Origin of the sequence: Rhodococcus sp. UNC363MFTsu5.1 (assembly GCF_000686785.1) — a bacterium.
Taxonomy (GTDB): Bacteria; Actinomycetota; Actinomycetes; order Mycobacteriales; family Mycobacteriaceae; genus Rhodococcus_G; species Rhodococcus_G maanshanensis.
Genome location: NZ_JMLO01000013.1, coordinates 7,151 through 33,963 on the forward strand (window position 1 = coordinate 7,151; position 26,813 = coordinate 33,963).

General features: G+C 71.7%; 1 protein-coding gene. It reads right to left on the minus strand.

Annotated features, from left to right (window positions below; all coding sequences use genetic code 11):
- Positions 1 to 8 precede the first annotated feature (8 nt).
- Positions 9 to 26,765: a non-ribosomal peptide synthetase gene (locus BR31_RS0112785; protein WP_027501319.1), complete on the minus strand. Its 26,757-nt coding sequence runs from the start codon at positions 26,763 to 26,765 to the stop codon at positions 9 to 11.
- Positions 26,766 to 26,813 lie beyond the last annotated feature (48 nt).

A 26,813-nucleotide genomic window follows, 5' to 3' on the forward strand; every position in this document is an offset into this window, starting at 1 on the left:
ACTGACGTTCAACGTCCGAGGTGGGCGGCGAGCGTGGGGCCGATCACCGCGAGCGACGACGGTTCGATCATCTCGTTGTGCCCGCAGTCGACGGGGCACTCCTCGATGCGACCCGTGACGAGAGGCCGCCACTCCTGCGCCGACCGGTCGGCTCCCCCCTCCTGACCGCGCTGCGCCGGGAACACCAGCAGGTCGCCGTCGAACACACGTGGCACGAAGCGGTGCACCAGCAGCCGCGAGTTCGCGTACCCGTCGTTGATCCGCTCGAGGTGCGCAGCGGTGATCCCAGTACTGCCGAGGAACTCGCCCAGCATGCGTGCCGCGGAATCGTAGGTCAGATCCCGATGCTCCTCGGGCGCACCGATGTCCAGCCCGAGACCACGCAGCAGCTCCGCGATCTCGAGCCGTCCGAGCAGGGGGTCTGAGCCGTCATCCGGGTAACTGTCCATGACCGCCAGGGTCGAGACGGTCTCCCCCCGACTCTGTAGTTCGACGGCCATCGCGTGCGCGAGGACGCCCCCGAGCGACCAACCGAGCAGGTCGTACGGTCCCTCGGGGGCGATCGCGCGCATCTCGTCGACATACCGCCGCGCGAGCTCCTCGATCGATCCGTACCCCGGACCGCCGGTGATCGCGGGTAGCTGCAGGCCGAACACGGGTCGATCGGCGGGCAGGTATCGGACCAGACCGGTGTATCCCCACGACAAACCGATTCCGGGATGGACACAGAACATCGGGCGGCCGGTTCCGCTGGCGCGCAGCGGGATCACGACCCGGAGCGCGTCTTCCGCGCCGGCGGCGACCGGGGCACCGATCCGGCCGGCCATCCCGGCCGGTGTCGGATCCAGGAAGAGCATCTGAAGTGAGACGTCCCGTCCGAGCCGCTCACGGAGTTCGGTGACCACGCGGGTCGCCGACAGCGAGTTGCCACCGCGATCGAAGAAGCTGTCGTCGGCGCCGACCCGTTCCACCCCCAGCACCGAGGCGAAGGCGCCTGCGACCGCCGACTCCACCGGGCCGGCAGGCTCTCGGAACGCGGCCGAGGTGAAGGTCGGCATCGGCAGCGCGTCCCGGTCGAGTTTGCCCGTCGGGGTGGACGGGATCCGGTCGAGCACCGTGACCGAGGCCGGCACCATGTGGCTCGGAAGTCGCTGTGCCGCAGCGCGCCGGAGCTCGTCGGGCGCGAGCTGCTCGTCGCCGCTCGCGCGCACATACGAGCACAGCAGCGTGTCGCCCGCAGGCCCGGTGCGCGCGAGCGTCACCGCGAACCCGACGCCCGGCTGTGCGGTGAGCACGGCGTCGATCTCGGCGGGTTCGATGCGGAAGCCGCGGATCTTGACCTGGAAGTCGCTGCGCCCGACGTACTCGAGCGTGCCGTCGGTCCGTCGACGGACCAGGTCGCCGGTGCGGTAGATCCTCTCGCCGGGCCTGCCGAACGGGTCGGCGACGAAGCGGTCGGCGGTCAGCGCGGGCCGACGGTGGTAGCCACGGGCGAGGGCCGACCCCGCGACGTACAGCTCCCCCACCACACCGGGTGCCACCGGGTGCAGGCGCGCGTCGAGCACCAGCTCGGCCACGCCGCGGATCGGTCCGCCGAACGTGATCGGGGCACCCGCGGCCATCGGGTCGCTGATGTTCGACATGATCGTGGTCTCGGTGGGGCCGTATGCGTTGAGCATCGTGCGGCCCGGTGCCCACCGCGCCACCAGGTCCTTGGTGCATGGTTCACCGGCGACGACGAGGACCCGGAGCGCGTCGAGCCCGCCGGAATCCACCGACTCCAGCGCGGTCGGCGTGATGAATCCGTGTGTGACGCGCCCGGTTTCGAGGGCCGCGGCCAGCTCCGCGCCCCCGCGTACGTGCGGCGGGACGATCACCATGGTCGCGCCCGCGCTCAGCGCCATCACCATCTCGAACACCGATGCGTCGAAGCTCGGGGACGCGAAGTGCAGGGTGCGGGCAGCCGGGGTGACGTCGAGGCGGGTGCGTTCCTCGGCGGCGAGGTTCGCCAGGCCCCGGTGGGTGAGCACGACGCCCTTCGGAACGCCGGTCGACCCGGAGGTGTAGATCAGGTACGCGGGGTGGTCGACGCGTACGGGGCCGATTCGCTCGGCATCGACGATCGCGGCGTCCGACATCACCGCGACCACCCCCGTCGTGTCGGGATCGTCGAGCACCACCCAGTCGACGTCGTCGGGCAGGCGATTCCGCGCTGCGTTGACGGTCACCCCCAGCACCGCGCCGGAATCGCCCAACATGTGTTCGATCCGCTCGGCCGGGTTACCCGGGTCGACCGGCAGGAACGCCGCCCCGGTCTTCGCGACCGCCCACACCGCGAGCACCGACCCGAGCGACCGCGGCAGGGCGAGGGCGACGTAGCCCTCCGGACCGGCACCGCGTCCGATCAGCATCCGCGCCAGCCGGTTCGACCGCCGATCCAGCTCCCCGTACGAGATCAGGGTGCCGTCGCAGGCGACCGCGATCGCATCGGGATCGTGCCCGGCCCGGGCCAGCAGCTCGGGGAACAACAGCTCCTTGGCGTCGGGGCCGCCGTGCGCCGGGGCGAGGTCGCGCAGTTCGTCGTCGCGCAGGATCGCGATGTCGCCGACCGCGCCGTGCGGATCGGCGAGCGCGCTTTCGAGGACCAGGAGGAACCGTTCGGCGACACCGCGCACCGTCAGGGCGTCGAACAGGTCCGTCGCGTACTCGATGCTCCCGGCGATGCCGGCAGGCGCGCCCGAGTCGTCGAACTGTTCGGCGAGCACGAACTCGAGATCCTCCTTCACCACACCGGATGGCGTGGCGAGGCCCTCGACCGTCAGGCCCGGCAGGTCGAGGCGGGCCCGCGTGTCGTTCTGGAACTCCAACGCCACCTGGAAGATCGGCGAGTACGCCGTCGAGCGCGGCGGGTCGAGCGCCTCGACCACCCGCTCGAACGGGAGGTCGGCATGTGCGAAGGCGCCGAGGTCCACCTCCCGTACGGCGGCCAGAAGATCCGCGAACGACTGGGCGGGATCGATCCGGGTGCGCAGCGCCAGCGTTCCGACGAACATGCCGACCAGGTCGTCGAGCGCCGGTTCTCCCCGGCCCGCGACCGGCGTGCCGATCACGATGTCATCGGTGTCGCCCAGATGGCTCAGCAGCACCGCGAGCGCGGCGTGCACGGTCATGAACACGCTCGTCCCGTGCCTCCGGGCGAACTCCTCGAGCCTGCGGTGCAGCTGCGGTTCGATCGCGAAACCCGTTCGCGCCCCGCGGAACGACTGCTGGGACGGGCGCGGTCGATCCGTCGGCAGGCCCAGCAGATCCGGTGCCCCCGCCAGGGTCGACGTCCAGTGGTCGAGCTGCCGCGCGGCCACCGACCCCGGGTCGTCTGCGTCGCCGAGCAGCCGGTGCTGCCACAGGGTGTAGTCGACGTACTGGACCGCGAGCGGCGACCACTCGGGCGCGCGGCCCGCCGTCCGCGCCGCGTACGCGCGGACCAGGTCCCGGGACAGCGGACCCATCGAGAGACCGTCGACCGAGATGTGGTGCGCCACCAGTACCAGGACATGCTCCTCGGCGCCGAGCTCGAACAGCACACCGCGGATCGGTACGCGCGCGGTGACGTCGAACCCTGCCGACACCACGGCGTGGATCCGCCGGGCGAGCTCGTCCTCGCCGGCGACCGGCACCGGCCGCAGGAGGGGCGTCGCCTCGGCCGCCGGGCGAATCTGCTGTACCGGGCCGTCTGGTCCGGTCGGGAAGACGGTCCGCAGCGACTCGTGCCGGTCGACCACGTCGGCCAGTGCGGTGTCGAGGGCCGGGGCGTCGATGGCACCCGAAAGGCGCACCACCAGCGGGACGTTGTACGCGGGCGACGCGGGGTCGAACTGGTTGATGAACCACATCCGCTGCTGCGCCGCGGACAGCGGGATCTCGTCCGGGCGTTCGGTCGCCTCGAGCGCGGGACGACCGGACGGCCCCGCCTCCGCATGCTCGATGCGCTCGGCGAGTGCCGCCGCGGTCGGCGCCGCGAAGAGCGCGCGGACCCCCAGGTCGACGCCGAGGGTCTCCCGGAGCCGGGCGACAACCCGCGTTGCGGACAGCGAGTTGCCGCCGAGTTCGAAGAAGTCGTCGCCGGTCCCGACGCGGTCCACCCCGAGCACGGTCGCGAACACCTCGGTGACCGCCTCCTCCACGGGGTTGGTCGGCGCCAGGAACGCCGTCGGGGTGTGGCCGAACCCGGGGTCGGGCAGCGCGCGCCGGTCGAGCTTCCCGGTTGGGCCGAGCGGGATCTCGTCGAGCACGACGATCGATGCAGGCACCATGAAGTCGGGGACCCGCGCGGACAAGCGGGACCGGAGGTCGTCGACGGCGATGCCGCGGCCGTCGACCGGGGCCACATAGGACACCAGCACGGTGTCGCCGCCCGGCCCGGGGCGGCCGAGGGTGGCCGCGAACCGGACATCGGGATGCGCGGTGAGTACGGCGTCGATCTCGCCGAGTTCGATGCGGAAGCCCCTGACCTTCACCTGGAAGTCGCTGCGCCCGCGGTACTCGAGCTTCCCGTCCGCGGTCCACGCCCCGACGTCGCCGGTGCGGTACATCCGCTCGCCGGGCGCGCCGAACGGGTCGGCAACGAATCGTCCGGCGGTCGTGCCTGCCCGCCGGTGGTAGCCGCGGGCCAGGCCGGGACCGGCGATGTAGATCTCCCCCTCGACGCCGACAGGCACCGGCTGCAGTCGTGCGTCGAGCACCATCTCGGCGACGCCGCGGATCGGCCCGCCGAGGGGAATCGGCGCGACTCCCGGCACGCAGTCCTCGATGTTCACCACGATCGTGGTCTCCGTCGGCCCGTACCCGTTGACCATGCGCCGCTTCGGCATCCAGTCCGCGATCAGTTCCGGCGACCACGCCTCGCCGCCGACCATCACGCACTGCAGGTCGTCGAGCCCGGTCGGGTCGATCGAGGCGAGGGCGGCAGGCGTGATGAAGGCGTGGGTGACGCGCTGCTCCTTGAGCACCGCGGCCAGATCTGCGCCGCCGTAGACGGTGCGGGGCACGATCACCATGGTCGCGCCTGCGGCGAAGCACAGCAGGTACTCGAGCAGCGAGACGTCGAAACTGGGTGACGAGAAGTGCAACGTCCGGGAGTCCGCGGTCACCGCGCATCGATCCCGTTGCTCGTCGGCGTAGTTCCCCAGGCCCCGATGGGTCAGGGTGACCGCCTTGGGCAGGCCGGTGGAACCGGACGTGTAGATCAGGTAGGCCGGATGGTCGATCCGCAGTGCCGCCGTGCGCTCGGCGTCGGTCACAGCGGCCGCAGGTCGGGAGGCACAGTTCGCGGCGAATCCGGGGTCGTCGAGCGTCAGCCACGGCACCGCGTCGGGTAGCCGGTGCCGGTGCGCCGCGACGGTCAGCCCGACGCAGGCACCGGAGTCGGCGAGCATGTGTTCGACCCGCTCCTCGGGATAGTCCGGGTCCACCGGGACGAAGGCGGCCCCGGTCTTGGCCACGGCCCACATCGCGAGCACCGACTCGACCGAGCGTGGTATACCCAGCGCCACGGAGGTTTCCGGCCCCGCACCCCGATCGATCAGTGCGCGCGCCAGGCGATTGGACCGGGCGTCGAGGTCCGCGTAGGTGACCTCGAGTCCGCCGGCGACCAGCGCGACAGCCTTCGGATCGTGCGCGGCCGCCTCCGCCAGGATTTCCGGGAGCATCCGGGCGGCGCTGCGCTGGCCGCCCCGCACCGGCGCCAGCATCCGGCGTTCGTCGGTGGTCAGCAGGTCGAGTCCGGCCAGGCGCCGTTCCGGATCCTCAACGATCGCGCGCAGGACGTGTAGCAGCCGGCGGGCGGCAGCGTCGACCGCCCTCGGGTCGAGGAGGTCCGGGTGGAACTTCATCGTCAGGCGCAGTCGGTCGGTCGCGGACGCGACCACGCTCAGCGGGTAGTGGGCGGCGTCGCGGACCTCGACGCCCTGCAGTCGCATTCCCGCGATGTCGGCGTCCGCGGACGGGGCGCTGCGCACGGGATAGGACTCGAACACGGTGAGCGTGTCGAAGCCCGCGGCCGGTCCCGCGGCGCGCTGGACGTCGGTGAGCCCGACGTGGTGGTGATCGAGCAGCGCCGCCTGCTCCGCCTGCACCCGATCCAGCAACGCACCAAGGGTTTCCGCGGCATCGAGCCGGACCCGGACCGGCACGGTGTTGATGAACAGTCCGATCATCGATTCGATGCCCGGCACGTGCGGGGGTCGGCCGGACACGGTGGCGCCGAACACCACGTCGTCGCGCCCGGTGAGAAGGCCGAGGACGATCGCCCATCCGACCGAGACGACGGTGTTGAGCGTCAGCCCGCGCTCGTGCGCGAGGGCACGCAGGCGCTCGGTCGCCGGGCCGTCCAGCTCGTATCGCATGTCCCGCGACGCCGCGGACTGCGCTGTCGCGGTTGACCCGTCGCGGACCAGCAGGGTGGGCTCGTCCGTCCCGTCGAAGGCATCGGCCCACGCCCGCAGCGCCGTCGGCCGGTCCTGCGCCGCGAGCCAGTCGAGATAGTCGCGGTGGGGCCGCACCCGCGGAAGCCTGGAGGTGTCGCCGTCGGTCGCATAGAGGACGACGAGCTCCTCGAGCAGCAGCGGCGTCGACCACCCGTCGAGCAGGATGTGGTGGTTGGTCAGGATCAGCCGGTTCGTGCCATCGGGCATGCGCACCAGGCCGATCCGCAGCAGTGGCGGCGATGCCATGTCGAACGGGTGGGTGCGGTCATCGGTCAGGATCTCACCGAGCCGCTCCGATGCAGCCGGTTCGGCGAACCCGCGCAGGTCGGTCTCCGTCCACGGCGCGGCCACCTCGCCGGTGACGATCCGTACGGACTCCCCGTCCGGCGCGCGCACGAACGCCGTGCGCAGATTCGCGTGCCGATCCAGCAGACCCTGGACCGCACGGCGCAGACGCAGCGAGTCCACCTCGCCGCCCAGCGTGAGGATCAGCTGCACCAGGTACGCATCCACCGAGGCGCCTGCGAGCTCGGCATGGAAGAACATGCCGCGCTGCATCGGTGTCAGTGGCCACACGTCGGACAGCGACGGGAACCGGGCCTCGAACCGCTCGACGGCCGTCTGGTCCAGGTGCACCAGAGCGAGATCCGACGGGGTCCGCCCGCCCGCACCCGGCGCGCTCGCCCGCTCGACCACCGCTCGTGCGGCAACGATCCACCCCTGCGCCAGGCGTTCGACGTCCGCGGCATCGAGCACGCGGCGCGGGAAGGCCCACGTCGCCCTGATTCGCGGCCCGTCCGGACCGGCCACCGTCACCGCATTGACGTCGATCGCGAACGCCACCGGCAGGTCTGCCGCGACCGCATCGTGCAGTCCGGATTCCGTGACCGGGAGCCAGCTTCCGTCCCCGCGCGGTTCGGCGCCGCCCAGCCGACCGAGATAGTTGAAGCTGATCTCCGGCTCGGGCAACCCGCGCAGCTCGGCGCCGATCTCGTCGCCGAGGTACCGCAGCAGGCCGTACCCGATCCCGTGGTCGGGTACGGCGCGCAGCTGCTCCTTCACCGACTTCAGCGCCGCACCCGCTGCGGCTCCCCCGTCGCGGGCCTTGTCGATGTCGATGCCGGACAGATCCAGCCGCACCGGGTAGATCGAGGTGAACCACCCCACCGTGCGGGACAGGTCGGCGCCCGGCACTACCTGGGGCTCGCGGCCGTGCCCCTCGAGCGCGACCACGACGTCGTCGGTGCCCTGGCCGCGGTCGCGTCGCCAGGCCGCGAGCGCGAGGGCCAACGCGGCGAGGAGTCCGTCCTCGACGACGCCGTGGAACACCCGCGGCACCGTGGTCGTCAGGCCAAGGGTCACGTCGGCGGGCAGCTCCATCTCGACGCGCTCGAGGGTGCCTGCGACGTCGACCGCCGGGTCGAGTTCTCCCACAGCGCGTCCCACCGATGCCCGGGAGACCGTCGATCGCCACAGGTCCAGCTCGCCGGCGTGGTCCCGCGCCGCCCGGACGAGCCCGTCCGCCCATGTCCGCATCGAGGTGCCGATCGCCGGCAGGTCCGGCTGTGCGCCGTCCGCGGCCTGTGTGCAGGCGAGCGCGAGGTCGGGGATCAGGATCCGCCACGAGACCCCGTCGGTGACGAGGTGGTGGGCGACGACGAGCAACCGTGCCGCGTCTCCCCCGACGAGGTGCACGAACTGGATCATGCTGCCGGACTCCGGATCCAGCCGGTCGGCGGCCGCCTCGAGGACATCTTGGGTCGCGTGGCCCGTTCCGGCGACGCTGTCGATCGGGACCTGTCGCACGATCGTGTCGGCGGGCACCGCCCCCGGCGGTCGCACCTCGAGTCGCCACCCGGACTCGGCGCGGGCGTCCGGGCGGAGCCGGGACCGCAGCATGTCGTGCCGGTCTACGACCGCGCCCACCGCACGGGTGAGGGTGTCGCGGTCGATTCCGGCGGGCATCGCGAGCAGGACCGACTGCGAGTAGCGACGGAAGTCGCCACCACCGTGTGCTCTCGAACGCTCGACCAGCCACCGCATGATCGGGGTGAGTGGGACATCGCCGACGCCGCCGCCCGGTAGTTCGGGCAGCACGACGACGTCGTCGGTGCCGGTGAGGTCGGCGACCTCGGCGAGACCGGCGACGGTGCGCCGCTCGAACACGTCGCGCGGCGTGAACGTCACCCCCGCGGCCTTTGCCCGCGACACCAGCTGGATGGACATGATCGAGTCGCCGCCGAGCCCGAAGAAGGAGTCGTCGGTGCCGACCGTCTCGACACCGAGTAGCTCCGCGAACAGTCTCGCGAGCAGGCGTTCGGTCTCGGTGCGGGGTGCTCGCCCGCCCACGGTCTCTGGCCGCGGTTCGGGGAGTGCGGCGCGATCGAGCTTGCCGTGCGCGGTGATCGGGAACTCCGCGAGGACCGTCGTCACGGACGGCACCAGGTATCCGGGCAGCCGGCGGGCGACGGCCTCGGTGACCGAGGCCGGATCGAGCGCGGCACCGGACTCGGGGACCACGTAGGCCACCAGGCGCGCGGCGCCGTCGGCAGGCCCGGGTCGCGCGAGCACCACCGCGGACGCGACGCCAGGAACCGCGGTCAGCGCCGACTCGACCTCCCCCGGCTCCACCCGGAACCCGCGGATCTGGACCTGGGAGTCGCTGCGCCCCAGGAACTCGAGCTCGCCGTCCGAGGTCCAGCGGGCCCGATCACCGGTACGGTACATCCGCCCGTCGGGTCCGAACGGGTCGGCGACGAAGCGTCCCGCTGTCAGCCCTGCCCGTCCCCGGTATCCCCGTGCCACCTGCGTGCCCGACACATACAGCTCGCCCGCCACCCCGAGCGGCGCGGGGCGCAGGCGCTCGTCGAGCACCCACACCCGCACACCCGGTAGCCCGCGACCGATCACCGATCCGGTGGACCGCGGCCCGGTGACCGCCGCGACGTCGATCATCCGCCAGGTCACGTGCACGCAGGTCTCGGTGATACCGAACATGTTCACCAGAGCGGGCGCGGTGATGCCGTGCCGTTCGACCCAACCCGCAAGGCGGGCAACGTCCAGTGCCTCGCCGCCGAACACCACCCAGCGGAGCGCGAGGGCGCCGTCGTGGGCCGCGGTATCGGCCTGCGCGAACTGGTAGAACGACGACGGCGTCTGGCTCAGCATCGTCACCGACTCGGCCACCAGCAGACGACGCAGCTCGTCAGGGGAACGCGCGGTGTCGTGCCCGACGACGACCAACCGGCCGCCGAACCCCAAGGCGCCCCACAGTTCCCACACCGCGAAGTCGAACGCGAACGAGTGGAACATCGTCCACACATCGGTCGCACCGAAGCCGAGCACAGCGCGGGCTCCGGTCAGCAGCGTCACCGCGTTCCGGTGGGTCACCGCGACGCCCTTGGGTCTGCCGGTCGAACCCGACGTGTAGATCACGTAGGCAACGGAATCCGCGTGGAGCGGGCCCGTGCGATCGGCGTCGGTGACCGGCGCGGCGCTGCGGGAGTCGAGCTGTGCGCGCATGTCCGGGTCGTCGAGTCGCACCACGGGTGCACCGGACACCGGGTCCACCGGCACGCTCGCGTCGACCAGCACGCAGGCCGGTGCCGCGTCGCCGAGCAGGAACTCGATGCGCGCCGCCGGATACGACGGGTCCACCGGCAGGTAGGCCGCACCCGACCGCGCGACCCCGACGAGCGCGCCGACCAGGTCCGCGGAGCGCCCCATCATCACGGCGACCAGCGACTCCGGGCCGATGCCGCGGTCGATCAGCCAGCGCGCCAGCCGGTTCGAACGCGCGTCGAGCTCGCGGTAGGTCGTCTGCGTGTCCGCCGCGACCACGGCGACCGTATCCGGATCGGCGGCGACGGCCGCTGCGAACAGGTCCGGCAGCGTCCCATCCGCCGCTGCCGCCGACACCGGGCCGGACGCGCGCTCTGCGGCCTCCGCGCGCGCGAGGGGCCCGTCGACGTCGATGTCACCGACCGGGCCGGACGGATCGGCCGCGACGGCCGCGAGCACGCGGCCGAACATGTCCGCGAGCGCCGTCGCGGTGGATTCGTCGAACACGTCGGAGGCGAACAGCAGCTCGCCCGTCAGTCCCGCCGCGGCCCCGGCATCGTCGAACCGCTCGCCGATCCCGAACTGGAGGTCGAACTTCGCCTCGCCCATCTCGACGTCGAGAACCTCGGCCGTCAGTCCCGGCAGCCGGACGTGGGGGTGCTCGACGTTGCGGAACTCGAGCATCACCTGGAACAGCGGTGTGTGCGAAGTGGATCGCGCCGAAGCCGACCGCTCCACGAGCTGCTCGAACGGCACGTCGGCGTGCGCGAAGGCGTCCAGGTCCGCATCCCGCGTCCCCGAGAGCACCGCGGCGAAGGAGTCCGCCGGCTCGACCCTGGTGCGGAGCACCAGGGTGTTCACGAACATGCCGACCACATCGTCCAGCTCGGCCTCGCCGCGCCCGGCGACCGGGGTCCCGACCACGACGTCACGGCCGGCTCCCACGCGGGACAGCAGCACCGCGAGCGCGGCGTGCACCACCATGAACACCGTCGAATCGTGCCGGTGGGCGAGTTCGACGAGCCCGCGGTGGATGTCGGGATCGACCGAGAGCGCCACCCGCCCGCCGCGCGTCGAGCGCCGGACCCCGCGCGGGCGGTCGAGCGGCAACCCGGTCACCGGCGGTGCCCCAGCGAGTCGGCCCTCCCACCAGGCGAGTTCGCGGGCGACGAGCGAGTCCTTGTCGTCCCTGGAGCCCAGCATCGAGTGCTGCCACACGGCGAAGTCCGCGAACTGGACGGGCAGCGGCCCCCAGTTCGGTGCACCGCCGCCGGCCCGCGCCGCATACGCCGCCGCGACGTCCCTGGCCAGGGGTCCGATCGAGAATCCGTCGGCCACGATGTGATGGACCACCAGCACGAGGAGGTGGTCGTCCGCCGCGGTGCGCAGCAGCCGCAGCCGTACCGGAACCTCCTGCGCCACGTCGAATCCCTCGTGCACGATCTCGGCGACCCGGGCGGGCACCCGGGCCGCGGCAACCGGTTCCGGTGTCAGGTCGCCGATCACACCGGGCGCGGGCACCGTCACCTGGGACGGCCCGGCGGACGAGGACGGGAAGACCGTCCGCAGCGATTCCTGACGCTCCACCACGTCGACCAGCGCGCGCCGCAGGGCCTGCGCGTCGAGGCTGCCCGAGAGCCGCAGCACCATCGGCACGTTGTACGCGGCCGACGCCGGGTCGAACTGGTTGACGAACCACATGCGTTCCTGGGCCGGCGACAACGGGATGCGGTCGGGCCGGGTGACCGTGCGCAGCTGGTCCCCTGCCGGTGCGGTGGCGCGCACGCACCGGGGCGCGAGCGCCGCCGCGGTGCGGCACTCGAACAGGTCCCGCACCCCGATCCTGCTGCCGCACGCGCGGTTGATGCGGGCCACGGCCCGCGTCGCGCTGAGGGAGTTGCCACCCAGCGTGAAGAAATCGTCGTCGACTCCCACCCGGTCGACGCCGGTCACCTCGGCGAACGCGGTGACCAGACCGGCCTCGGTGGAGTTGCCCGGCTCCCGGAATCGCGGTGTCAGCGAGTCGAAGTCCGGGTCGGGCAGCGCGGCGCGGTCCAGCTTTCCCACCGGCGTCAGCGGTATCGCGTCGAGCACCATCACCGTCGTCGGCACCATGTGCACCGGCAGGAGCAGGCCCGCGTGGTCGGTCAGGGCGGCGACGTCGACGCCGTCCGCGGAGTTCGGTACGACATACGTCACCAGCATCGGGTCGCCTGCTTCCCGTTGCCGCGCGACCGTGACGGCGAACCCGACCGCCGGGTGTGCGGCGAAGACCGCGTCGATCTCCCCGAGCTCGGTGCGCAGTCCCCGCACCTTCACCTGGAAGTCGCTGCGGCCCAGGTAGTCGAGCGTTCCGTCCGGCCACCACCGGACGACGTCACCGGTGCGGTACATCCGGTCGCCCGGCGCACCGCGCGGGGCGGGCACGAATCGCGCCGCGGTCAACGCGGCCCGGCGATGGTATCCGCGGGCCAGCCCCGCTCCCGCGATGTACAGCTCTCCTGGCACACCGGCGGGGACCGGGCGCAGGAAGTCGTCGAGGACGAACACGTCGGTACCGTGCACCGGGATTCCGATCGGCACCTTCGCCCCGGGCACCAGGGGTGCGCTGATCGTCGTCAGGACCGTCGACTCGGTCGGGCCGTATCCGTTGAGCATCGTTCGTCCGGGTGCCCAGTCGGCCACCAGTTCCGGACCGACGGCGTCGCCCGCGACGACCAGCACGTCGAGGGCATCGAGACGATCGGGGTCGACGGTGGCGAGCGCGGCAGGTGTGATGCAGACGTGGGTTATCCGCTCCCGGCGCAGGAGTCCGGCCAGTTCGGCGCCGCCGTACACGCCCGGCGGCGCCACCACCAGCGCCGCGCCCGCGGTGGCGGCCTGCATCAACTCGAGCACCGAGACGTCGAAACTCGGTGAGCAGACGTGCAGGCAGCGCGCCGTCGCCGGAATCACGTAGCGGTCCCGCTGCGCGGTGATCAGGCTCGACAGCCCGCGGTGGGTGACGCTCACGCCCTTCGGCAGTCCCGTCGATCCCGACGTGTAGAGCAGGTACGCCGCGTCGTCGACACGCAGGACGCCCGGCCGCTCGGCCTCGTCGACGGCTCCCGCCGGAAGAGCGGCGAGGTCCGCCGCGCATCCAGGATCGTCGAGCACGAGCCAATGCACGGAGTCCGGCAGATTGCCGCGGTCGGAAGCGAGCGTCAGTCCCACTGCGGCGTCCGAGTCGGTGAGCATGTGCTGGACGCGGGCGCGCGGGTAGGTCGGATCCACCGGTACGAACGCAGCACCGGTCTTCGCCACCGCCCACACGGCCGTCACCGACCGCGCCGACCGCGGCAGGGCGATCACCACCGCCGCGCCAGGCCGGGCCCCCGCACCGATCAGATACCGCGCCAACCGATTCGACTCCGCGTCGAGGTCCCGGTACGACAGCCGCGCGTCTTCCGCGTCCACCGCGACACCGTCGGGCGCGAGCGCGGCCCCGGCGACGAGGATCTCCGGCAGCAGGCGTGGCTGGCTCGCCGGGCCGCCCCGGATCGGCGCGGCGGTCTCGTGCTCGGACATCAGATCGACCCGGGCGACGGGGCGCGCCGTCTCGTGCGTCACGGTCGCGAGCGCGCGCCGCAGCAGATCGGCGATCGAGTCCACCTCGGCCGGGTCGAGCCGGTCCTGCCGGTACTTCAGGAGCAGTCGCAGGCGGTCGCCCACGCTCGCGAGCACGGTCAGCGGGTAATGGGTGGCGTCGAAACCCTCGACGCCCGCCACCCGTAGGCCGGCGATGTCGGTGTCGCGCGCGAGCGCCGAGCGGTCGACGGGGTACGACTCGAATACCGTCAGGGTGTCGAACGTCGCCGCCGGACCCGCCTCTCGTTGAATCTCGGCGAGCCCGATGTGGTGGTGGTCGAGCATCTCCGCCTGCTCCGTCTGCACACGACGGAGCAGCTCGCCGACGCTTTCGCGGGGATCGAGCGAGATCCGTACCGGCACGGTGTTGATGAACAGTCCGATCATCGCCTCGATCCCGGGCACCTGCGGGGGACGCCCCGACACCGTCGCACCGAACACCACATCGGTGCGGCCGGTGAGTGCACCGAGCACCAGCGCCCAGGCGACCTGCACGGTGGTATTGACCGTGACCCCGTGCTTCCGGGCCGCCGTCACCAGCGCCGCGGTCTCCTCGGCGGGCACGGTCAGCGTCGCCTCCCCTGGTTCGGCCTCCGTCACGACGCCGTCATCGCCCGGTACCAGCAGCGTCGGCCCGTCGGCGCCTGCGAGGGCCCGGCGCCACTCCGCGAGCCCGGATGCGTGGTCCTGCGCGGTCAGCCATGTCAGGTAGTCGCGGTAGTCGCCCGCAGGCGCCGACGTCGGCTCCCGGTCGGCGGCGTACAGGGTGAGCAACTCCTCGAGCAGCAGCGGCGTCGACCAGCCGTCGAGCAGGATGTGGTGGTGGGTCAGCAGCAGCCGATGCTCCTCCGGTCCCGTCCTGACCAGTGTGAAGCGCAGTAGCGGTGCGCGGTCCATCACGAACGGCGTCGACCGATCCTCGGCGAGCAGCTCCCGCCAGCGTTCCCGACCTGCCGACCCTTCGAGGCCGGACAGGTCGATCTCACTCCACGGCAACGAAACACGACCCTCGACGACCTGGTTCACCTCGCCCGTGTCGTCCTCGACGAAGGACACCCGCAGGTTCGGGTGGCGATCGAGCAGGGTCCGCGCGGCCCGGCGCATCCGCTCCGACGACGGTCTGCCCTGCAGCTCGACGACGAGCTGGACCGTGTATGAGTCCACCGATCCCTCCGCGAGACGGGCGTGGAACAGCAGTCCCGACTGCAGCGGGGTCAGCGGCCACACGTCGGTCAACCCGGGTCGGCGGGCCTCGAGGGCGTCGATCGCCGCCTGGTCGAGCGGGACGAGATCGAGGTCAGATGGGGTGAGCCCGCCCGCGCCGGGAGTGCGGGCGTAGGCGGCGAGTGCACCAAGCGCCCGGTGCCACAGGTCTGTGAGCCGGTGCACGTCGGCGGCATCCAGAACTCCGGTCGGGAAGGTCCAGGACGACTGCAGGACAGCGCCTTCCGGCCGCGGCACGAACCCGGCCGCGATGTCGACCACGGCCGTCACGGGCATCTGCGGATCGTTGGCGCCGCCGAGTCCGTAACGCTGGGTGGGCAACCACGCTTGCGGATCGTCGCCTGCTCCCGCGGTGCCGGCTATCCGGCCAACGCCGGCGGTGCCGGCTATCCGGCCCAGGTAGTTGAAGACGATCTGGGGCTCGCGCCACCCGCGCACCCGCGCCCCCGGCTCCCCGGCAAGCCCACGGAGCAGCCCGTAGCCGATCCCCCGATCCGGGATCGCCCGCAGCTCCTCCTTCACGAGCTTGACCGCCGCACCTGCCGCCGCTTCCCCGGCGAACGCCTCGCCGAGGTCGATCGACGACAGATCCGGGCGCACCGGCGAGAGCGTCGTGAACCAGCCGACCGTGCGGGTCAGATCCGCGCCGGGCACCGCCTCCTCCTCCCGCCCGTGCCCCTCCACGCCGAGCAGGACGTCGGACCGTTCGATGCCCTTCTCGGCGCGCCAGCGGACCACAGCCATCGCGAGGGCCGTCAGCAGCCCGTCCAGCACGTCGGCACGGAGCGACGAAGGCAGCGCGCCGAGTACGGCCTCGGTGACCTCGGGGGATGCCTCGACGGTCAGCTCCTCGCACGTGCCAACGACATCGCGCACGGGATCCAGCGGTCGCGACCCGAGCGCCGGGTCGTCGCCGTCCAGTATCCGCTCCCACATCGGCAGTTCGGCGACCCGGTGCGGGGCAACATCTTCCAGCGCGAGCGCCCACCGGCGCATCGACGTGCCCACCGGCGCCAACTCGGGCATCCGCCCCTCCGAGGCCTGCGCCCACGCCGACGCCAGGTCCGGCACCAGCACGCGCCACGACACGCCGTCGACGACGGCGTGGTGGACGACAAGCAGCAGCCGCCCGGTGCCGGACGGTCCGTCGAACCAGACGACCTGCACCATCGTGCCTGCGGCCGGATCCAGGCGGTCGGCCGCGGCATCCGCCGCGGCGGCGGCGCGCTCGTCGAACGCCGCGTCGTCCACCGAATCCACCTCGATCCGCGTCAGCACGTCCCGGGCCGTGACGTTGCCGACGGCGGAAACCGTCATCCTCCAGCCACTCTCTGTACCGCCGTCGCGTCCGAGCCGGGCACGGAGCATGTCGTGGGTGTCGAGGACGGTCTGCACAGCCACCTCGAGCGTGGACCGGTCGACTCCGTCGGGCAGCACCAGCAGCACCGATTGGGAGAACCTGTCGACGCGGCCGGCACTGCGATTGAGCATCCACGCGAGAATCGGGGTGAGCGGCACCTCACCGACACCGCCGCCCGGCAACTCCTCGAGTGCCGCGGGCCGGATTGCCGCGCGCGAGTCCGCCACCGTCGCGAGCCCGGCGACGGTCGGGTGATCGAACACGTCACGGGGCGTAAGGGACAGGCCAGCCGCCTTCGCCCGCGCCACCAACTGGATGGACATGATGCTGTCGCCGCCAAGGGCGAAGAACGAGTCCTCCATCCCGACCGTGTCAAGGCCGAGTACCTCCGCGAACAGCAGGCCCAGGTTCTCCTCGGCCGCGCCGGACGGTGCCCGGCCGATCGACACCTCGGCCCCGAGATCGGGCGTGGGCAGTGCCGCCCGGTCCACCTTGCCGTGCACGGTCATCGGCATCTCGGGCAGCACCACGATGTGCGCGGGAACCATGTAGACGGGCAGCCGTGCCGCGAGGGTTTCGTGCAGACGCGCCGTGTCCACCTCCGCCCCCGCGGCAGCAACCACGTACGCGATCAGCAGGTCTCCGCGCTGCCCGACCGCGCGCACGTCGGCCACCGCCTGACCGACGGATCCGGCTGCCGTCAAGGACGATTCGACCTCGCCGAGCTCGATGCGATTGCCGCGCACCTTGACCTGCCGATCGCCGCGACGCAGGCAGACCAGCTGACCGTCTGCGGTCCACCGCACGAGATCCCCCGTGCGGTACATCCGCTCGCCGGGTGGCCCGCCGGGTTCGGCGACGAACCGGCCGGACGTCAGCCCCGGACGTCGGTGGTAGCCGCGGGCCAACGCCGGGCCCGCGAGGTACAGCTCGCCGAGCACCCCGACCGGCACCGGCTGCAGCCTGCGGTCGAGTACTCGCACGCGGAATCCCGGTGCCGGGCCTCCGATCGTGACGGTGTCGCCCGGGGTCAACGGGTCGCTGATGCTCGCCGCGATGGTCGCCTCCGTGGGGCCGTACCCGTTGTGCATCCGCCGTCCAGGGGCCCAGCGGGCCACCAGGTCCGGCGGGACGGCCTCGCCGCCGGCCACCACACACACCAGGTCGTCGAGTCCGGCCGGGTCCATCGCGGAGAGCGCCGTCGGGGTGATGAAGCAGTGGGTCACGTGTTCGGCCGCGAGCAGCTCCCTCAGCTCGTCACCGCCGTACACGGTGGGCGGAGCGATCACCAGAGTCCCTCCCGCACCGAACGCGAGGATGAAGTCGAGGATCGAGGCATCGAAGCTGGGCGACGTGAAGTGCAGTGCCCGGGAGTCGGGCGTGGTCCGGCAGCGCTTGTGCACGTGGTCGGCGAACGGTGCGAGACCGCGGTGAGTGATCGTGACGCCCTTCGGGATTCCCGTCGAGCCGGAGGTGTAGATCAGGTAGGCCGCCTGGTCGAGCCGTAGCCGGGCGGTCCGGTCGGTGTCACGGATCGGCGGGACGGCGGTGCGGTCGCCGGTGAGGCGGTCGGCGTCGATCGTCCACCAGCGCGGCACGTCGGGCAGGACGTCCCGGGACTGCGCGACCGTCAGCCCGAGGACCGCGCCCGAATCGTCGAGCATGAAGGCGATCCGGTCCGCCGGGTGCGCCGGGTCGACCGGGACGAAGGCGGCCCCGGTTTTCGCGACTGCCCACAGGCCGATGATGTACTCGACGCTGCGCGGCATGGCCAGCGCCACCACGGAACCGGGTCCGATACCCACGTCGATCAGGCTGCGGGCGAGCCTGGTCGACGCGCGGTCCAGGTCGCGGTAGGAGATCTCGTGGCCATCGAACCGGATCGCGGGCGCGTGCGGGTCGATCGCCGCGCCTGCCGCGAGCACGGCGGGCAGCGTGCGCGGCGGTGCGCCCGGTTCACCCCGCACGGCCGTGAGCGCGGTGCGCTCCGCACCATCGAGGATGTCGATGTCCGCCACCGGCATGTCCGGGGACCGGGTCACCGTCTCCAGGATCCGCACGAACCTGTCGGCGAAGTTCCGCGCCGTGGCCTCGTCGAACATGTCGGTGGCGTACACCAGACCGGCGGCCATTCCGGCGGCGCCGCCCGTGGCGTCGAACTCCTCGGCCACGGTGAGCTGCAGGTCGAAGATGGCGGCCACGTCGCCGGAATCGATGGCCTCCACCCGAAGGTCCGGCAGCGCGAGATCCGGCCGCGCGATGCTCCGGAACTCGAGCATCACCTGGAACAACGGCGTATGGGCGTGTGAGCGGGGCGGATCCAGCGCCTCCACAACCCGTTCGAACGGGATGTCCGCGTGCGTGAACGCGCCGAGGTCGGTCTCCCTGGCCCGGCGCAGCAGCTCATCGAACGAGCACGCCCCGCCGAGATCGCACCGCAGCACGAGGGTGCCGACGAACATCCCGACCATGTCGTCGAGAGCCGCGGCCCCGCGGCCCGCGATCGGGGTGCCGATCGCGATGTCATCGGTACAGGCGAGCCGGGACAGCAGGGTGGCCAGTGCCGCGTGCACCACCATGAACACGCTCGCATCGCGGCTGTGGGCGAGGGTGATCAGCCTCCGGTGCAGGTCTTCGTCGACCGTGAACGCGACGCGCCCACCGGACTGCGAGCGGACTTCGGGCCGGGGCCTGTCGCTCGGCAGATCCAGTACCTCGTCCAGGCCCGCAAGCGTGGTGGTCCAGTAGTCGAGCTGACGGGCGAGCGGGGACGACGCGTCGTCCTCACTGCCCAGCCATTCGCGCTGCCACAGTGTGTAGTCCGCGTACTGTGCGGTCAACGGCGGCCACTGCGGCGTGTCGCCGCACAGCCGTGCGACATACGCGGCGGCCATGTCCCGCGCCAGCGGGTTCAGCGAGAAGCCGTCCGCGAGGATGTGGTGCAGCACCACGGTGAGCACGTGGTCGGTCTCGTCGGCCCGGAACAGGATCGCCCGCAGCGGAATCTGATCCGCGACGTCGAAGCCCCGCGCAGCCGCGGCCCACATCCGCGCGCGCAGGTCGTCCGCATCACGTACCCGGACGACCTCGAGTCCGGGCTCGGCCAACTCGGCGGGCAGGATCTCCTGGCACGGTCCGTCGTCGGTGAGCGGGTAGACCGTGCGCAGGGATTCGTGTCGGGCGATGACGTCTCCGAGCGCGGCCCGCAGCGCGGGGACGTCGAGGTCGCCCGACAACCGCAGCGAGAACGAGATGTTGTAGGCCGGGGACTGCGTGTCGTACTGGTTGACGAACCACATCCGCTGCTGCGCAGGGGACAGCGGGATCCGTGCCGGCCGGGCCTGCGGGATCAGCGGCGCTCGGTGCACCCCGCTGCCCTCCCCGCCGACCCGCCGGGCGAGCTCGGCGACGGTGGGTCCGTCGAAGACGTCCCGGATGCCGAGCGCGGCGCCGGTCGCGTCGTTGATCCGGGCCACCAGCTGCGCCGACACCAGCGAATTGCCCCCGAGGACGAAGAATCCGTCGGCGACACCCACCCGGTCGACACCGAGCAGGTCGGTGATCACGCCGGCCACGATCTCCTCCACCGGGTTTCGTGGCGCGACGTAGGAACGCTCGGTGGCACCGGGGGCCGGCAGGCTCGCGCGGTCGAGTTTGCCGTGTGCGGTGACCGGGAAACGGTCCAGGATCAGCACCGTCGACGGCACCATGTAGCCAGGAAGGAACTGCGCGACGGACGCCCTCACCTCGTCTGGATCGAGGACCGCACCGCCGTAGGGCACCGCGTACCCCACCAGCCGGATCCCGACGGGTCCCTCGTCCGCGACCACCACCGCGGACGCAACCCCCGGCGCGGCCGCGATCGCGGCCTCCACCTCCCCCAGCTCCACCCGGTAGCCGCGCACCTGCACCTGGTGGTCCCTGCGGCCGGCGTACTCGAGCGTGCCGTCCACCCGCCACCGGCCCAGATCGCCGGTGCGGTACATCCGGGTGCCATCCCCGGACGGGTCGGCGACGAATCGCGCTGCGGTCTCCCCCGCGAGACGTGGATAGCCCCGCGCCAGCTGGGTGCCGGACACGTACAGCTCGCCGACCACACCTGGCGGAACGACGTGGAGCCGCTCATCGAGCACGCGCACCCGCAGCCCCGGTAGTGCGCTGCCGATCGACGCTCGACGACGGGCCCCCGACACCCCGGACAACGGGCCGTGGGTCACGTGCACGCACGTCTCGGTGATTCCGTACATGTTCACCAACTGCGGTGCCGAGTCCCCTCGGCGAGAGAGCCATTCGGTGAGCAGCCCCGGATCCAGCGCCTCCCCACCGAAGATCACGTACCGCAGGTGCAGCACTGCGGCGTCGCCGGCGTCGGCCCGTGTCCTCTCGGCGTGGGCCAGCTGGCGGAAGGCACTCGGGGTCTGGCACAGGACCGTGACCGCCTCGTCCTGCAACAACTGCAGCAGCTCGTGTGGCGAGCGGGCCGTGGTCTGGTCGACCAGCACCACGGTGCCGCCGTGGATCAGCGCACCCCACAACTCCCACACGGCGAAATCAAAGGCGTGCGAATGGAACATCGTCCACACGTCGTCACCGCCGAATCGGAACAACTCTGCCGTGTTGGCGAACAGCGTGGTCACGCTGCGGTGCGAGACCGCCACTCCCTTGGGCCGACCGGTCGACCCGGACGTGTAGATCACGTAGGCGAGCGAGTCCGGGTACAACGGCGCGGTCCGGTCGGCATCGGTCACCGGCGCTGACGACTGCTCGCCGATCGCGGTCGTCACACCGGGATCGTCGAGGTCGACAACCGGAATGCCGGTGCGACGCAGGGCCGAACCGCTCGCGCCGCCGTCGACCAGGACACACGCCGGCGCGGCGTCGGCGAGCACGTAGGCGATGCGATCCTCCGGATAGTCCACGTCCACGGGGACGTATGCGGCGCCTGCGGTGAGGACCGCGAGGAGGGCGACCGGTAGGTCGTCCGAACGCGTCATCGCGACCGCGACCAGTGACGCAGGCCCCACTCCCTGGCCGATCAGCAAGCGGGCCAACCGGTTCGCACGCGCAGCCAGCTCCGAATACCGGATGCGGGCGGTGCCTGCGACGACCGCGCACGCGCCGGGGCCGCGTGCCGCGGCGCTCGCGAACAGCTCCGGCAGTGTGGTCGGCGGCACCAAGCGGCCGGGCCGCTCCCACGCGACGAGTGATCTCTCCTGCTCGTCGGTGATCTCGATGTCGCCAACCACCGCGGTCGGATCGGCAGCCGCAGCGGCCAGGATCCGCACCAACCGGTCACCGATCCCGGCGACCGTGGCGCGGTCGAACAGGTCGGTCGCGAACCGAAGGGCCGCAGACAGTCCGGCGGCGCGACCGGAGTCGTCGAATCGTTCCCGCACGCCCAGCTGGAGGTCGAACTTGGCGACACCCGGATCCACCTCGACCGCCTCGGCGGACAGACCCGGCATCGCCACCGTGGTTGGCTCGCCGTGCTGGAACTCGAGCAGCACCTGCACCAACGGTGCGTGTGCGGGAGATCGGTCCGTGGCGAACTCGTCGACCAGCCGCTCGAACGGCAGATCGGCGTGGGCGATCGCTCCCAGGTCGGTCTCGCGCACCTGCGCGAGCAAATCGGCGAAGGTGGCCTCGGGCCGGACGGCGCTGCGCAGTACGAGCGTGTTGACGAACATGCCGACCAGCTCGTCCAGTTCGGGTTCACCGCGGCCGGCGACCGGTGTCCCCACGACGACGTCGGGCCCCGCGCCGAGCCGGGCGAGCAGCACCGCGAGCGCGGCGTGCAGGACCATGAACAACGTGCAGTCGTACCCGCGCGCGATCCGGAGGAGGTCACGGTGCATCCCGGCGTCGACGTCGAATTCGATCCGGTCGCCGGATGCGGTCGGGCGCGTCGACCGGGGGCGGTCGTGCGGCAGCGAGATCGCCACCGGGAGGTCGGCCAGCCGGTCACCCCAGTACGCCAGTTGCCGGGCGGCCAGCGACCCCGGATCGTCCTCCGCGCCGAGCAGTTCGCGCTGCCACAGGCCGTAGTCGGCGTACTGGACGGGCAGCGGGTCCCACTCGGGCGCGCTCCCGGCCACCCGCGCCGCATACGCCACCGCCACGTCACGGGCCAGCACCTCGGCGGACTGCCCGTCCGCCGAGATGTGGTGCAGTACGACGGCGAGGACGTGTCGGCGCGACCCGGTCCGGAACAGGACGATTCGCAGCGGAACCCGTTCGCGGACATCGAATCCGTCGGCGGCCGTCGCCGCGACCGCCTCCCACACCTGCTCCTGGTCGACGACGACGGGTGTCAGGTCCACTACCGCGTCCGCCGCAGGGACGATCACCTGGTGCGGTCCACGCGCGTCGGAGGGGAACACGGTCCGCAGGGACTCGTGCCGCGCGATCACGTCACCCAGCGCAGCCTGCAACGCCCCGCGGTCGAGCTCGCCCGTCAGTGTCACGGCGAACGGGATGTTGTAGGCGGGCGACGCGGTGTCGAACTGGTTCACCAGCCACATTCGTAGTTGCGCCGGGGACAGCGGCAGCCGGTCCGGGCGGTCCCTGGCAACCAGCGCGGGTCGGTCCTCCGCCCGCCGACCGGGATCCGCGCCCTCGAGAATCCGGTCGACGTGGTGCGCCAGTTCGGCGACGGTCGGTTCCGCGAACAGCTCGCGCACGCTCAGCTGCACGAGCAGGGCGGCATTCACCCGTCCGATCACCCGCGTGGCGACCAGGGAGTCGCCGCCGAGGTCGAAGAAGTTGTCGTCGGCGCCGACCCGCGCGCGACCGAGCAGGTCCGCGAACACCGCCGCGATCGCCTCCTCCGTCGCGGTGCGCGGCGCCCGGTAGTCGGCAGTGGTCCCGCCCTGGTGCGGTTCCGGCAGTGCCCTCCGGTCCAGCTTGCCCGCCGGGGTCAGCGGCACGCGGTCGAGGACGACGATCGTCGCGGGCACCATGTGCGCGGGCAGCGACACGGCGGCGTGAGCGAGGATCTCGGCCTCGTCGATCTCGGCGCCTGCCTCGGGCAGCACGTAGCCGACCAGCACGACGTCGCCGGAGGGACGGGTGTGCCCTGCGGTCGCCGCGAACGCGACACTCGGATGCGCCAGGAGCACACTGTCGATCTCGCCGAGCTCGATCCGGAAGCCGCGGATCTTGATCTGGAAGTCGCTGCGGCCGAGGTACTCGAGTTCGAGCGCTGCCGTGTCGGGTGTCCCGTCGCGCGTTCGAGCAATCCACCGCACCAGGTCGCCGGTCCGGTACATCCGTCCGCCGCGGGCGCTGTACGGGTCCGCCACGAAACGTTCCGCGGTCTGCCCCGGCCGGTGTCGGTAGCCGCGGGCCAGCCCGTCGCCCGTCACGTACAGCTCCCCGACCGCACCAACCGGCACCGGCTGCAGTCGCCGGTCCAGCACCATTTCACCGCACCCGCGGGACGGTCCACCGACCGTGACGGGGGCATCTGGCCGCAGCTCGGCGCTGATGCCGGCGACCACGGTGGCCTCGGTGGGCCCGTACGCGTTGAACATCCGACGGCCCGCTGAGGCCCACTGCCGGACCAGCGCGGGCGGGCACACGTCACCACCGGTGACCACGCACTCGAGATGATCGAGCCCGGTGGGGTCGACGGACGCCAGCGCCGCGGGGGTGACGAATGCGTGTGTGACCCGCTCGCGGCGTAGGACGTCCGCCAGTTCCACGCCGCCGTATACGTCCGGCGGCGCCACGAGCATCGTCGCGCCGGACCCAACCGCCATCAGCAGCTCGAGCACGGACGCGTCGAAGCTGGGCGAGGAGAAGGACAGGGTGCGGGAGTCCGCGGTGATCGCGAACCGTTCGCGTTCCTCCGCGGCGAGGTTCGCCAGCCCACGATGGGTCACCACCACTCCCTTGGGCAGGCCCGTCGACCCGGAGGTGTAGATCAGGTAGGCGACGTCGTCGAGGTGAGCCGGCGGGGTCGCCGCGGCGAGGGAGATCGTGGGGCTGGGCGTCTCGATCAGGTCGTCGAGGACCAACCACGTGGTGGTCTCGGGTACCTGGCCGCGGTGCGCCCGGACGGTCAGACCGAGCGCGGCGCCGGAGTCGGAGAGCATGTACTCGATCCGGTCCGCCGGGTAGTTCGGGTCGACGGGAAGGAACGCGGCCCCGATACGAGCCACCGCCCAGACCGCGGTCACCGCTTCGACCGAACGCGCGATCGCCAGGGCCACAACGGAATCCGGACCGATACCGTGATCGAGTAGACGCCTCGACAACCGGTCGGCGAGTTCGTCGAGTTCGCGGTAGGAGAGCCTGCGCCCGTCGGCGACGAGCGCCTCGTGGTCCGGATCTGCGGCCACCGCGTCGGCGAGGATCCGGGCGAGTGTCCGCGGGGCGACATCGGCCGGACCCACCACCGGGGTCAGTCCGGCGGTCTCCGTAGCGGTCAGGAGGGGTACGTCCCCCACCGGCCGGTCGGGATCCGCGGCGACCCCTGCGAGCAACCGTTCGAACCGATCGATCAAGGAGGTCACGGTCTGCTCGTCGAGCGCGGTGTTGTCGTAGGTCAGTCGCGCGTCGATACCGGCGGGCGCGCCCTGCGCGGTGAAACGTTCGGTGAGGTCGACCGTGAGTTCGGTGGTCTCCGGGGCGATCGCGGCGGACTCGGCGGTGTGGACGTCGATTGTCACCCGCGGACGGGGCGCGCCGAGCGTCTGGATGACCCGCTCGAACGGGATCTCCTGGTGTTCGAAGGCGCGGTGCTCACGTCTGCCCGTCTCGCGCGCCAGGTCGGTGAAGGCGGCGGAGGTGTCGATCGGGGTGCGCAGGGCCACGGTGTTGCAGGTGGGGGCGGTGGCGGGCCGGTCCGGTACCGGAGCGGCGACGACGATGTCGTCGGTGTCGGTGAGCCGGCTCAGGACCGCGGCCAGTGCGGTGTGCAGCATCGTGAACGGCTCGATGCCGAGGCCGTGGGCGAGCGCCGCGGCCGCGGTGTGCAGGTCGCGGTCGAGCACGCGCGTGACCGAGCCCCGTCCGGTCCCGACGGGTCGTGCCGGGCCTGCGCGCGGCAACGCGGCCGAATCTGCCGGCTGTCCGGCCAGCTCCTGCGTCCAGAACGCCAGTTCGTCGTTCTCGCGCAGCGTGCGCGCCCCGATCCGGGCGGACTCGGCATGGATGTCCGCCAGCACGACGGTGGGCTCGGCGGCGAGCAGTGCCTCGACGAGTTCGACGAAGCGCCGGTGATGGGTGCGCAGCTCCGCCTCGCCGTATCTGTTGGGGTTGCCGCGGAAGTCGACGAGGGCCCGGGCGGGCGAGCCGCTCTGGTAGATGTTGATCAGCAGGTCGTACACGGGTCCCGAGGTCACGATGTGGTACTCGCCGACGATCGGCCCGAGGGTGATCTCCTGGCGGAAGAGCATCACGTTGACCATCGGCCCGGACAGTCCCTCCCGCGCGCCGGTCAGCCCGGCGTCGCGCCGGATGTCCTCGACGCTGCACCGCTGGTGGCGCAGGGCGCCCATCAGTTCCAGCTGCACCCGTCGCACCAGGTCGGCGACGGTGTCGTCGGGGTTGACGGTGATCCGGAGCGGCGCGACGTTGACGAGCATGCCACCGGAATGCTGCAGCGACGCGGTGGTGCGCGCGGACACCGGCATGGTCACCAGGACGTCGCGGCTGCCCGTCATTCTCGAGAGGTAGCAGGCGAACCCCGCGATCAGAAGCGCCGCAGGTGTGGCGCCGATCCGGGCGTCCGAGGAATTCAGCCGGTCGAGTGCCGCATCCGTCAGCTGCGCGCTCTCCAGCCGGCTACGGGCCGCTGCCGGGCCGTCCCGGCGCGCGAGCGTGGAACCCGCCTCGATCCCCCGCACGTGCTCGGCCCAGTACTCGCGGTCGGCCTCGAACCGGCTCGACGAGCGGTACTTCTGATCCAGCTCGTAGAGCGCGTGCAGATCGAGGGCCCGGCTCGGTTCCGGTTCGACTCCTGTGGACGCGGCGGTGTAGAGGGCGGCGACTCGGTTCAGCATCGTCATCCCGCTGTAGCCGTCGAGCGCGACGTGGTGGATTCGCGTGTACCAGAGAAAGTCACTGTCGCCGAACTGGAGGATGGTCATCTCCACCAGTCGGTCCCGCGTCAAGTCGATCGGGGTGACGTAGTCGTGGTCGATCCACGCGTGCGCCGCACCGAGCGGGTCCTGCTCCTGCCGGAAGTCGAACAACTCGATCGAGGTGTCGGTCGAGTGATCGACCACCTGGTTCGGCTCCCCGCCGGTGTCCACCAGACGCAGGAACGGCGATTCGAACTCACGAGCCGCGGTCACCGCAGCCGATCGCAACAGGTCGAGGTCGATGTCGCCGTGCAGCTCCACGTACTGCGCAATGAAGATGGGCGCCGCCGGATTGAGTTGCTGACCGAACCACACACCCCGCTGGACCGCCGACAGCGGGAACGCATCCGACGAAGTACCGCGAGCGGCGGTCTGCAGCCGCTCGACGCCTTGATCTAGATCATCCGATGATCGATCTTTCATCATCAACCTCATGCAGAGGGCTGCATCGCTTCGCCGTCGGCGCATCGC

Coding starts and splice junctions, on each gene's coding strand:
- BR31_RS0112785 (WP_027501319.1), bottom strand. CDS start 26,765: ATGAAAGATCGATCATCGGATGATCTAGATCAAGGCGTCGAGCGGCTG.